This window comes from Microbacterium sp. CPCC 204701 (genome assembly GCF_004010105.1).
GTDB lineage: Bacteria > Actinomycetota > Actinomycetes > Actinomycetales > Microbacteriaceae > Microbacterium.
In genome coordinates this window covers 1-12,046 of the sequence record NZ_RRYE01000057.1, presented here as the reverse complement: position 1 = coordinate 12,046, position 12,046 = coordinate 1, and the positions used below count along the sequence as shown (strand labels likewise).

Sequence of the window (12,046 nt, the reverse complement as noted above, 5' to 3'; positions counted from 1 at the left end):
CGCGCGCCGACCAGGGCCGTCGCGGTGCGCTCGACCGGCACCGGAGCCGCCGCAACCGTGCCCGGCGCCGCAGCTGGGGCCGAGGCATCCGTTCCCCGTGCCAGCACGCGTGCAACCATGAGCTCGAGCTGCAGGCGAGGCGACGTGGCACCGGTCATGTCGTCGAGCGTTGCGATCACGAGGTCGGCGACGCGCGAGAGCCGCGCGGGGCCGAAGGCATCTGCCTGGCCTTTCATGCGAGCGAGGTCCTCGGCCGAGACACCGCGCAGCACCGCCGCCGCACCCTGGCCCGTCGCCGCGACGACGATGAGGTCGCGCAGGCGCTCGAGCAGGTCGTCGACGAAGCGTCGCGGGTCTTGCCCGGTCTGCACGACGCGGTCGACGGCGGCGAACGCGGCCGCCGCGTCGCTCGCGGCGAATGCGTCGACGACCTCGTCGAGGAGCTCGCCGTGCGTGTAGCCGAGCAGCGCGACCGCGCGCGCGTACGTGACGAGCATGGCGCCCGATCCAGCCGAGGGGTCCGACCCCGCGATGAGCTGGTCGAGGAGCGACAGCGTGTCGCGCGGCGACCCGCCGCCGGCGCGGATGACGAGAGACAGCACGCCGGGCTCGACCTCGACGCCCTCCTGCGTGCACAGCTGCTCGACGTACTCGAGCATCGCGGCGGGCGGCACGAGCCGGAACGGGTAGTGGTGCGTGCGGGAGCGGATCGTGCCGATGACCTTCTCGGGCTCGGTCGTGGCGAAGATGAACTTGACGTGGTCGGGCGGCTCCTCGACGAGCTTCAGCAGCGCGTTGAAGCCCTGCGGGGTCACCATGTGCGCCTCGTCGAGGATGAAGATCTTGAAGCGGTCGCGCGCCGGCGCGAACACCGCGCGCTCGCGCAGGTCGCGCGCGTCGTCGACGCCGTTGTGGCTCGCCGCGTCGATCTCGACGACGTCGAGGGACCCGCTGCCGCCGCGGCCCAGCTCGACGCAGCTCTCGCAGGTGCCGCACGGGGTGTCGGTCGGCCCCTGCGCGCAGTTGAGGCAGCGCGCGAGGATGCGCGCCGACGTCGTCTTGCCGCACCCACGCGGACCCGAGAAGAGGTATGCGTGGCCGACTCGGTCACTGCGCAGCGCCGTCATGAGCGGCTCGGTGACCTGCGACTGGCCGATCATCTCGCCGAACGACTCGGGTCGGTAACGGCGGTAGAGAGCGGTAGTCACCCGCCCAGCCTACGGCGTGCCCCCGACATCGCGCCCGGCCTCGACGCTGCGCAGCCGGAGACCGGACTACGCATCCGCCCCGTGCTCGAGATCCGCCGTCCCGACGATGATCGGGATCGACGAGGTCACCGTCGGCACGGACGCCGACAGCAGCGAGCCGTCTTCGCGGCGCGCGTCGCCGAGCTCGCGCAGCGTCGGGCGGCCCGAGATCACCGGCCCCTGGCCGTCGAGCGGCACCATGACCTCTTCGCCCGCGCCGACGACGTAGCCGACGCCGCGCACGCTGAAGCCGACCGGGCTCCCTTCGCCGGCGCGCACGCGCAGCCGGTCGCGCGTGAGCGTGACGATCAGGCGCGTGCCGTGCCAGTGCAGCACGAACTCGAGAGAGGGCCAGCTCGCCGGCAGCCGCGGATCGAACGACAACTCGCCGTAGTGGTCGCGCATGCCGCCGAACCCCGACACCAGCGCCGTCCACACGCCGCCGGCCGATGCGACGTGCACGCCGTCCGCGGCGTTGTGGTGAAGGTCGGCGAGGTCGACGAAGATCGACTGCCGGAAGTACTCGAGCGCGAGGTCCTGATAGCCGACCTCGGCCGCGAGGATCGACTGCACCACCGCCGACAGCGTCGAGTCGCCCGTCGTCAGCGGGTCGTAGTACTCGAAGTCGGCGAGCTTGTCGTCGTCCGAGAAGTGGTTGCCCTGCAGGAACAGCGCGAGCACCACGTCGGCCTGCTTGAGCACCTGATACCGGTAGATGACGAGCGGGTGGAAGTGCAGCAGCAGCGGCCGCTTGTCGGGCGGCGTGTTCTCGAGGTCCCAGATCTCGCGCTCGAGGAACACGTGATCCTGCGGGTGGATGCCCAGGCCCGGGCTGAACGGGATGTGCATCGCCTCGGCGGCCCGGTCCCACGACTCCGGTTCGCCGGGCTCGAGCGCCAGCCGGTCGACCATCTGCCGGTAGACCTCGCCGTCGACTTCGGCCATCTCGCGCACCGTGCGCGCCGCGAAGCGCAGGTTGAAGCGCGCCATGACGTTCGTGAACAGGTTGTCGTTGACGACGGTGGTGTACTCGTCCGGCCCGGTCACGCCATGGATGTGGAACGTGTCGCCCTCGCCGGTGCCTTCCACCCTCTTGCCCGCCTGACCGTCGCTCGACCGCCAGAAGCCGAGGGTCGCCCACAGCCGGGCGGTCTCGACCGCGATGTCGACGCCCTCGCGGAACAGGAACTCGTCATCACCGGTGGCCCGCACGTACTTTCCGAGGGCATAGCTCACGTCGGCGTTGATGTGATACTGCGCCGTGCCGGCGGCGTAGTACGCGGATGCCTCTTCCCCGTTGATCGTTCGCCAGGGGAAGAGCGCGCCCGCCTCGTTGAGCTGGAACGCGCGGCGTCGCGCCGCCGGCAGCATGAGATACCGCATCCGCAAGGCGTTGCGAGCCCACAGCGGCGTCGTGTACGCGAGGAACGGCAGGACGTAGATCTCGGTGTCCCAGAAGTAGTGGCCGGAGTAGCCCGATCCCGTCATCCCCTTCGCGGGCACGCCGAGGCCGTCGGCGCGGGCCGCCGCCTGCGCGAGCTGGAACAGGCACCAGCGCGTCGCCTGCTGCAGGTCATCGTGGCCGCCGATGCGCACGTCCGAGCGCTCCCAGAAGCCGTCGAGCCAGGCTCGCTGGTGCGCGCGGACCGCGTCGACGCCCACCGTGAGGGCCCGGTCGAGGGTGCGCCTGCCACGGTCGACGAGCTCGCGCGCGGGGACGCCCCTCGACGTGTGGTAGCTGACGAGCTTCGTCACCCGGACCGGCACGCCCGCCTTGGCCTGCACGCGGAACACGTTCTTGGCGATGTCGGGCTCGACGAGGGTGCGCGCGCTGTACTCGTTCTCGGTCTCGACCAGGTGGTCCGCAACGACCGCGACCGACATGCCCGAGTCGGTGACGCGGTACGACAGCGCCGTGCGCAGCTTGTCCTGCCAGTACTCCTGCGGCTGCAGCACGCGCTCGTGCAGCCGCTCGGTCTTGCGCGGGTCGAACGCGGCCTTGGCGGCCGCACGCGAGGCGGCCACCGGGGTGCCGCCGTAGACGTCCTCGCCGTCCTGCCGGTTGATGATCTGGCACGAGACCGTCACCGGGGCGTCGGCGTTGAGCACGGTGACTTCCACGCTCATGAGGGCGAGGTGCTTCTCGTCGAACGACACCATGCGCTCGGCGTCGATCCGCACCTCCTTGCCGGAGGGCGTCACCCACACGATGTGACGGCGCAGCGCGCCGTCGCGCATGTCGAGCACGCGCTCGTACTCGCGGATGTCGGCGACGTCGAGCGACAGCGGCTCGTCGTCGACGTAGACGCGCATGACCTTGGCGTCGGGCGCGTTGACGATCGTCTGCCCGACCTCGGCGAACCCGTACGCCTGCTCGGCGTGGCGGATCGGGAACGTCTCGTGGAAGCCGTTGATGAAGGTGCCGTGCTCGTACGCGAAGCGGCCCTCGGAGTGGTTGCCGCGCATGCCGAGGTAGCCGTTGCCGATGGAGAAGAGCGTCTCGGTGACGCCGGCGTCCTCGAGCGCGAACGACGTCTCGACCAGACGCCACGGGTCGACGGGGAACCGATCGCGATCGATCATCGTGCGAACTCCTCCAGATCCTTCACCACGACATGGGCGCCCGCGTCGAGAAGTGCCTGCTCGCCGGCTCCGCGGTCGACGCCGACGACGAGGCCGAAGCCGCCGGCGACCGCCGACTCCACCCCGCTCAGCGCATCCTCGACGGCGGCGCTGCGGGCCGGCTCGACCCCCAGCAGCTGCGCCGCCTCGACGAACACGTCGGGGGCGGGCTTGGATGCGAGATCGTCGCGCTCGGCGATGACCCCGTCCATCACGATGGCGAAGCGATCGCGGATGCCGGCGGCCGCGAGCACCTCCTCGGCGTTCTTCGAGCTCGACACCACCGCCACCGGCGTGCCTGCGGCCGCGAGGGCGTCGAGCAGGCGCACCGAGCCGGGGTACGGCGCGATGCCCTCGCTGCGCAGCACGCGCTCGAAGACGGCGTTCTTGCGGTTGCCGATGCCGCACACGGTATCGGCGGTCGGCGGGTCCGACGGGTCGCCCCAAGGCACCTCGACGTCGCGGGAGCGCAGCAGTGCGGCCACGCCGTCGTACCTCTTCTTGCCGTCCAGGTGATCGAAGTAGTCGCGCTCGGTGTACGGCGGTGTGATGTCCCACGCGTCGAAGAGCTCGTCGAACATGGTCTGCCAGGCGTGCATGTGCACCACCGCGGTCGGCGTCAGCACGCCGTCCAGGTCGAACAGCACGGCGTCATAGGAGGTGAGGTCGGGCACGGTGTCCATGGGCACTCCCCCAGGGTACGACGGGCATGTTACGCGCAGGCGACGCGCCTCGATACAGCTGGTTCCCTGGCTACTCGTCCTTCGCCCGGCTCGCTTCGAGCGTCTGCCGGGCGATCTCGAGCTCCTCGTCGGTGGGGACGACGAGGACGGTGACGGCCGAGGCATCCGTCGAGACGATCCGGATGCCTCGCTCCGGCGCCAGATTGCGCTCCGCGTCGATCTCGACCCCCGCGAAGCCGAGTGTCTGCAGCGCGTGCGAGCGCACGAGAGGCGCGTTCTCGCCGATCCCCGCCGTGAACGAGATGACGTCCGCGCCGCCGAGCTGCGCGAGGTACGCGCCGGCATAGGCGCGCAGCCGGTGCACGTACACCTCGAACGCGAGCATCGCCCGCTCGTCGCCCTGCGCGATCGCCGCGCGCACGTCGCGCAGATCGTTGGATCCGGCCATGCCGAGGAACCCGCTGCGCCTGTTGAGGAGGTCGTCGAGGTCGTCGATCGTCATGCCGGCCCGCCGGGCGAGGTGGATGAGCACCGCGGGGTCGATGTCGCCCGAGCGGGTGCCCATCATGAGGCCCTCGAGCGGGGTGAAGCCCATCGACGTCTCGACCGAGCGCCCGCCGTCGATCGCGGTGACCGAGGCGCCGTTGCCGAGGTGGAACACGATCTGCTTGAGCGATTCGAGCGGCCGGCCGAGGAACGCGGCCGCCGCCTCGCTGACGAACTTGTGCGACGTGCCGTGGAATCCGTAGCGGCGGATGCGATGGGCCTCCGCGAGCTCCGCGTCGATCGCGTAGGTGTAGGCCTCCGGGGCGAGGGTCTGGTGGAACGCGGTGTCGAACACGGCGACGTGCGGCACGTCGGGGAACGCCTTCTTCGCCGCGCGGATGCCCTCGAGATTCGGCGGATTGTGCAGCGGTGCGAGCACCCCGAGCTCGTCGATGTTGATCTCGACGAGCGGCGTGATGACGGTCGGCTCGAAGAACCGCGCACCGCCGTGCACGACCCGATGCCCCACGGCGATGGGCGGGTGGTCCTCGAGCGAGGGGCCGTCCGACGCGAAGGCGTCGAGCATCACCCGGAATCCCGCGGTGTGGTCGGGGATCGGCAGCTCGCGCGTGCGGGTGGCATCGACCACGGTCGGCGCCGGGCCGTCCGCCGCGGCGAGGGCGGCCGCGTGCACGGTGTGCCGCGCGACCCCGGTCCCTGAGCCTGCCGAAGGGCCGATCCGCTCCACGAGGCCCGACACGAGCGTGGACTCGGTGTCCATGTCGATCAGCTGATACTTGAACGACGACGACCCGCTGTTGATCACGAGCACCGGTGTCACCGGATCACTCCCCCTGTGCCTGGATCGCCGTGATCGCGATCGTGTTGACGATGTCGTCGACGAGCGCTCCGCGCGAGAGGTCGTTGATCGGCTTGTTGAGCCCCTGCAGCACCGGGCCGATCGCAACGGCGCCCGCAGAGCGCTGCACCGCCTTGTAGGTGTTGTTGCCGGTGTTGAGGTCGGGGAAGATGAAGACCGTCGCACGACCGGCGACGTCCGAGCCGGGCATCTTCGCGGCCGCCACGGCGGCGTCGGCCGCCGCGTCGTACTGGATCGGACCCTCGACGAGCAGCTCGGGCGCTCGCGCACGGACCAGGGCCGTGGCATCCCTCACCTTCTCGACATCGGCTCCCGAGCCCGACTCGCCCGTCGAGTACGACAGCATCGCGACGCGCGGGTCGATGCCGAACTGCGCGGCGGTCGCGGCCGACGAGATCGCGATGTCGGCGAGCTGCTCGCTGCTGGGGTCGGGGACGACCGCACAGTCGCCGTAGACGAGGACGCGGTCGGCGAGCGCCATGAGGAACACGCTCGAGACCACCGAGACGCCTGGCTTCGTCTTGATGATCTCGAAGGCCGGGCGGATCGTGTGCGCCGTGGTGTGCGCGGCCCCCGAGACCATGCCGTCGGCGAGGCCCAGATGCACCATGAGCGTGCCGAAGTACGACACGTCGGTGACGGTGTCGGCGGCCTGCGCGAGCGTCACGCCCTTGTGGGCGCGCAGCCGCGCGTACTCCTCGGCGAAGCGGTTCACGTGCACCGCGTCGAAGGGCGACAGCACATCGGCAGCCTGGATGTCGATGCCGAGCTCGATGGCACGCGCCCGCACCTCGAACGGCTCGCCGAGGATCACGAGGTCGGCGATGCCGCGCTTGAGCACCGTCGCGGCGGCCCGCAGCACGCGGTCGTCGTCGCCCTCGGGCAGCACGATCCTCTTGCGCTCGGCGCGCGCCCGCTCGATGAGCTGGAACTCGAACATGAGCGGGGTCACGACGGTCGCGCGTGCGACGCCGAACGCCTCGAGGAGCTCGTCGGTGTCGACGCTCTGCTCGAACAGCGCCAGCGCGGTGTCGTAGCGGCGCCGCGAGTCGGCCGCCAGGCGCCCGCGCGTGCCCATGATTCGCACCGCCGTCTCGTACGTGCCCAGGTCGGTCGTGATGATCGGCACCTTCGAGGCGAGGCCGTCGAGAAGCCGAGTCACGGATTCCGGCAGCTCGAACCCGCCGTTGAGCACGATGCCCGAGATCGAGGGGAAGGTGCCCGACGCGTCGGCGAGCAGCGCCGCCAGGAGCACCTCGGAGCGGTCTGCCGGGATGATCACGACGGCGCCCTCGAGCAGACGCGGCAGCACGTTGACCATCGACATGCCGGCGACGACGACCGCCAGCGCCTCGCGTGTCAGCCGCTCGGGATCGCCTGACAGCAGCGCGCCGTCGACCGCGCGCATGATGCCACGGATCGACGGAGCGACGAGGTAGCGGTCCTCGGGGATCGCCCACACCGGGACCGACGTCCCAGCGACGGCGGGCGCGGCGTCGGAAGGGCCGTGATGCGCGTCGACGGAGCGGCGGATCGCGTCGATCGTCTCGTCGGTGCGCACCGGGTCGGCGCGGTTGGCGACGACCGCGAACAGCTTCGCGCGCCCGTGCTCGAGCTCGGCGAGGGCGAGATCCGCGATCTGGCCCATCTCGGCGGGCGTGCGCGCGAACGTCGAGCCCAGAGCCTCGGGCTGCGTCTGCTGCTGCGCCGAGCGCCCGCCGAGCACCAGCAGCACGGGCGCGCCGAGGTTCGCGGCGATGCGCGCGTTGTAGGCGAGCTCGGCCGGGCTGCCGACGTCGGTGTAGTCGCTGCCGACCACCACGACCGCGTCGCACTGCGCCTCGACGGCCTTGTAGCGCTCGACGATGGTCGCGAGCGCGGCATCCGGATCCCGCCTCACGTCGTCGTAGGTGACGCCGATGCAGTCGTCGTACGCGAGGTCGGCGCCGTCGTGGTCGAGCAGCATCTCGAGCACGTAGTCGCGTTCGCGCGTCGAGCGGGCGATCGCCCGGAACACGCCGACCCGCGGTGTCGCATGGCTCAGCGCGTCGAGCACGCCGAGCGCGACCGTCGACTTTCCGGAGTGACCCTCGGCCGACGTGATGTAGATGCTGCGCGCCACCCCTCCACCCTAGGAGCGCGACCGACACCGCGGCCAGGCGTCCGCCGGATCCCCGGCTACTCTCGCAGCATGACGCTCTCCAGGCCCGGAATCGACATCCCCGACCATCGCGGGCGGACGGGACTGGACCGCGCCGGGCTCGACCTCGACCGCAATCCCGATGTGCGGGTGACGGGTGTCGAGCTCCTCGCCGCGGGCTGGCACGTGCTGCGGCGCACCACGCTCGAGTACCGGGGCCCCTCCGGTGCGTGGGAGAGGCAGCAGCGCGAGACCTACGACCGCGGCAACGGCGCGACGATCCTGCTGTACGACCCGGCGCGGCGCACCGTGCTGCTGACGCGACAGTTCCGCTACCCCGTCTACGTCAACGGCCATCCCGACGGCATGCTGATCGAGACCGCCGCCGGGCTCCTCGATGAGGACGACCCGGCGACCGCGATCCGGCGCGAGGCGGTCGAGGAGACGGGCGTGGAGGTCGGTGAGCTCGAGCACGTGTGGGATGTCTACATGAGCCCCGGCTCGGTGACCGAGCGCATCCACTTCTTCGCCGCGCCGTACGACGGCGGAGCGGGGATCGGCGCGCGCGGCGGCCTCGCCGACGAGGGCGAGCACATCGAGCTGGTCGAGTTCGACATCGGTGAAGCGCTCGGGATGGTGCGCGACGGACGCATCGACGACGCGAAGACCATCATGCTGCTGCAGTGGGCGGTGCTGGACGGACCGTTCGCCGGGGAAAAGTAAGACTCTCCGCGAACCCGACAGAGCCCGGTTACCCTTGCTACGTTTCCGTCCTGGGGGAGTTGGCCTGGATGCCGTCTCGCGGAGAGCTGTGAACAGTCTAACCCGCGCGAGCGGCCGGGTCGCCCAGGGATCTCCCAGTGCCACGCGCCCCGCGTCGCGGTTAGGATCGAGCCGTGGGCGAGGGAGCCCGCTCTCACTCGCCGACCCGCCCGAACGGGCGGACCAGGAGGCCGCGATGGTCGATACCGCGATGACGGATGCCGTGCACGAAGGCGCGTCCGGGGCACTCACGTCCGATGGGTTCGCACGGGTGACCGACGCGATCCTCGAGTCGGTGGGCGATGTCATCGACGGCAAGCCGGAGGCCGTGCGCAGCGCCCTGGTGTGCCTGCTCGCCGAGGGGCACCTGCTCATAGAGGATGTGCCGGGGGTCGGCAAGACCATGCTGGCGCGGGCGCTCGCGACCTCCGTCGACGCGACGGTCCGCCGCATCCAGTTCACGCCCGATCTCCTTCCCGGCGATGTGACGGGCGTGAGCGTGTTCAATCCCGTGGAACGCGAGTTCGAGTTCAAGCCGGGCGCGATCTTCGCCAACATCGTGATCGCCGACGAGATCAACCGCTCCTCGCCGAAGACCCAGTCGGCGCTGCTCGAGGCCATGGAGGAGCGCCAGGTGACCGTCGACGGACGCACGCACTACGTGCCCGAGCCGTTCCTCGTCGTCGCGACCCAGAACCCCCTTGAGATGGAGGGCACATACGCCCTCCCCGAGGCGCAGCGCGACCGCTTCATGATGCGCATCTCGATGGGTTACCCCGACGCGCGGTCCGAGGCCGTCATGCTGCGCCAGCGCGACACCGTGAACCCGATCGACAGGCTCGCCCCGGTCGTCACGGGCGAACAGGTCGCAGGACTCATCGCGTGGGCGCGGGCGGTCCACGTCGCCCCGGCGATCGAGGACTACGCCGTCGCCCTGTCGCAGGCGACGCGCACTCACACCGACCTACGGCTGGGCGCGAGCCCGCGCGCGACGCTCCAGCTGGTGCGCGCCGCGAAGGTGTGGGCCGCGCTCGACGGCCGGGGCTTCGTCATCCCGGACGACATCACGGCGCTGCTCGTGCCGGTGTTCGCGCACCGCATCATCCCCACGCGCTCGGCCGGAGGGGCGCGAGCCCGCTCCACGGCCGAGGCCATCACCACGATCCTCGAGCGAATCGCCGCGGGCGTGCGGGTCCCGATCGCCTCGCGTCAGTGAGCAGACGGTGAGCGCGCGATGAGACGCCTGTGGCCTTTTACCGTCCGGGGCACCGGCGCGCTGATCCTCGCCGCCGCGTGCTTCGTCGTGGCGAACGAGGCCGGCATCGCGGAGCTCATGTACTTCGGCATCCTGCTCATCGCCGTCGTCGTCGCCAGCGTCGCGTCGCTGTATCTCGGGCGACGGACGGACGTCGTGACCCGCGCGCTGTCGCCCGACGTGGCGTCGGTGGGCCGTGAGTCGCACGTCTCGGTGCAGGTGGGCGTGCGCGCGGCGCTGCCGACGCCGCCCGGGACGTGGCACGACACCCTGCCCAAGGGACTCCGCGGCAAGGCCGACGGCCTGTTCCCGGCGCTCAGCTCCGGGTTGCGCGGCGATGTGCGCGTCGTCGATCTCGCGTACACCGTCACCGGCGCGCGGCGCGGCGTGCATCCGCTCGGCCCGCTGTCGGTGCGCACGTCGGATCCGTTCGGGCTCGCGCGCCGCACGATCGTGTTCGGCGAGCGCACGCCCGTGACCGTGGCACCGGCGGTCGTCGACCTCTCGCCGCTCGTGGACTACGCGGGTGCGGCCGGCGGGACCCTCCACACCACGACGAACCAGCTCGGTCAGGGCGCCGACAACCTCGTCGCCCGCCCGTATGCGCCGGGCGACTCGATGCGCCGCATCCACTGGCGCGCGACCGCGCACCGCGACGCGCTCATGGTACGGCAGGAGGAGCAGGAGTCGACTCCCGAGGCGACCGTCGTGCTCGACCGGGCGGCGCTGCGCTGGTCGACCGATGCGCTGCAGGCGCCCGGCGCCGATCCCGGCTTCGAGGCGGGCGTGTCGGCGTGCGTGTCGGTGGTCGCGCGGCTCGTCCACGACGGCTACGCCGTCGAGGTGCTCGACAGCGACGGGAATCCTCTCTACGGGTCCGGCGGTCTCGCCGAACGCATCGACGGGGGCGACATGACCGAGGTCGAGGCCATGCTCGTGCAGTTCGCCACCGTGACCGCGCGCCGCGACGACAGCCTGCCGCACCTCCGCCGGCTCTTCGCGGGCGTCTCGACGGGGCCGGTCGTGGTGATCGTCGGGCGCCTCGACCCCGCGGATGCCGACGCCATCGGCCCGGTCGCGCATCACAGCACCCTGCCCCTGATCCTCGCCGCGGCTCCCGTCGGCGATGCGCTCGAGCGCGCCGCCGACCACGGCTGGAACGTCGCGACGATCGATCCCGATCGCGACCTGGGGCTCACGTGGGTGAACGCCGTCGGTCGAGGGGTGCAGCATGTCCTCCGCTGAGGGAGGGCGCGCGACACGGCGCGGCGGCCGGCTGCTCGTCGCGGCGATCCTCGCGGCGCTGCTGGCCGCGCTCCTCCCGGTCGCCCGCGTCATCGAGTCCGGTGTGTGGCTGGTGGGCGCGCTGGTGCTGGCGGTGCTCATCCTCGCCGCCGGCTACAGCGCGCGCCGGTTCCGCCTGCCCGCGATCGCCGTGACGCTCATCGAGGCGGCGGTGTGGGTCGTCTTCATGACGATCGTGTACTTCCGCGACACGGCGCTGCTGTGGGTGGTGCCGACGCTCGATTCGATCCGCACCGCGCCCGCGCTGCTCGCCACGGCGATGGAGGAGATCACCCTCGGCGCCGCTCCACTGGAGGCGACGGCGGCGCTCGCGTTCGTCGTCGTCGGTGCGATGGGCCTGCTGACGATCATCGTCGATCACGTCGTGGTGACGGCCCGGATGCCGCTGCTCGCGGCGGTCGGCATCGTAGCGGTGTCGCTCATCCCGGCGATCGCGGTCCCGAGCGACGTCGACGTCGTCGGGTTCGTCTTCCTCGCCGTCACGATCCTCTTCCTGCTGCGCGCCGAGACGCGCTCGCGCGAGAAGCCGCTCGAGCAGGAGGCCGAGCGCGCCGCGGGGGTGCCTGCCACGGCGATCGGCATCGGGGCGATCGCGGTGGTGGTCGCGGTCGTCGCGACGCCGATGCTCCCGCAGCCCGTGGCTCGCGCCGGCGCGGGCGTGGGCCC

At 71.3% G+C, this 12,046-nt stretch carries 9 protein-coding genes and 1 other RNA gene; 4 read left to right on the top strand and 6 right to left on the bottom strand.

Annotated elements, in window-relative coordinates:
- The 5 genes from EIO58_RS06000 to pta all read right to left on the bottom strand — a co-directional run.
- The coding region (locus EIO58_RS06000) for a DNA polymerase III subunit gamma and tau (RefSeq protein ID WP_240658598.1) at positions 1-1,208 on the bottom strand (1,208 nt) is incomplete at its 3' end.
- 66 nt (positions 1,209-1,274) lie between these two features.
- Positions 1,275-3,830, bottom strand: a complete 2,556-nt coding sequence (locus EIO58_RS05995; protein WP_127818743.1) for a glycoside hydrolase family 65 protein — start codon at positions 3,828-3,830, stop codon at positions 1,275-1,277.
- Positions 3,827-4,552, bottom strand: coding sequence for an HAD family hydrolase (locus EIO58_RS05990; protein ID WP_127818745.1), 726 nt, complete (start codon positions 4,550-4,552; stop codon positions 3,827-3,829). The genes EIO58_RS05995 and EIO58_RS05990 overlap by 4 nt, the downstream gene beginning before the upstream one ends.
- Positions 4,553-4,622: 70 nt before the next feature.
- On the bottom strand, positions 4,623-5,879 hold the full coding sequence (locus EIO58_RS05985; RefSeq protein ID WP_127818742.1) for an acetate/propionate family kinase: 1,257 nt from the start codon (positions 5,877-5,879) through the stop codon (positions 4,623-4,625).
- 4 nt (positions 5,880-5,883) lie between these two features.
- Positions 5,884-8,040 carry a phosphate acetyltransferase gene (pta, locus tag EIO58_RS05980; RefSeq protein ID WP_127818741.1) on the bottom strand — a complete coding sequence of 719 codons (2,157 nt, stop codon included), beginning with the start codon at positions 8,038-8,040 and terminating at the stop codon, positions 5,884-5,886.
- A gap of 69 nt (positions 8,041-8,109) precedes the next feature.
- On the opposite strand from pta, the gene EIO58_RS05975 reads away from it, so the two are divergent.
- Positions 8,110-8,781: an NUDIX domain-containing protein gene (locus tag EIO58_RS05975; protein ID WP_127818740.1), complete on the top strand. Its 672-nt coding sequence runs from the start codon at positions 8,110-8,112 to the stop codon at positions 8,779-8,781.
- Here the strand turns inward: EIO58_RS05975 and ffs are convergent.
- Positions 8,776-8,872, bottom strand: an RNA gene (gene ffs / locus EIO58_RS05970) — signal recognition particle sRNA small type. The two genes, EIO58_RS05975 and ffs, sit on opposite strands and share 6 nt — an antisense overlap.
- Before the next feature lie 144 nt (positions 8,873-9,016).
- On the opposite strand from ffs, the gene EIO58_RS05965 reads away from it, so the two are divergent.
- The 3 genes from EIO58_RS05965 to EIO58_RS05955 form a co-directional block, all read left to right on the top strand.
- Positions 9,017-10,036 (top strand): AAA family ATPase, encoded by a 1,020-nt coding sequence (locus EIO58_RS05965; RefSeq protein WP_205789155.1) that lies wholly within the window; start codon positions 9,017-9,019, stop codon positions 10,034-10,036.
- Between the two features lie 18 nt (positions 10,037-10,054).
- Positions 10,055-11,320, top strand: coding sequence for a DUF58 domain-containing protein (locus EIO58_RS05960; protein WP_127818739.1), 1,266 nt, complete (start codon positions 10,055-10,057; stop codon positions 11,318-11,320).
- Positions 11,307-12,046 (top strand): transglutaminaseTgpA domain-containing protein (locus tag EIO58_RS05955; protein ID WP_240658597.1); only part of this gene is annotated, 740 nt, incomplete at its 3' end. The genes EIO58_RS05960 and EIO58_RS05955, both read left to right, overlap by 14 nt.

Bases quoted from the DNA above. Each gene is read 5' to 3' on its own strand.
- EIO58_RS05995 (WP_127818743.1), bottom strand. From the start codon at position 3,830: ATGATCGATCGCGATCGGTTCCCCGTCGACCCGTGGCGTCTGGTCGAG.
- EIO58_RS05990 (WP_127818745.1), bottom strand. From the start codon at position 4,552: ATGGACACCGTGCCCGACCTCACCTCCTATGACGCCGTGCTGTTCGAC.
- EIO58_RS05975 (WP_127818740.1), top strand. From the start codon at position 8,110: ATGACGCTCTCCAGGCCCGGAATCGACATCCCCGACCATCGCGGGCGG.
- EIO58_RS05965 (WP_205789155.1), top strand. From the start codon at position 9,017: ATGGTCGATACCGCGATGACGGATGCCGTGCACGAAGGCGCGTCCGGG.
- EIO58_RS05960 (WP_127818739.1), top strand. From the start codon at position 10,055: ATGAGACGCCTGTGGCCTTTTACCGTCCGGGGCACCGGCGCGCTGATC.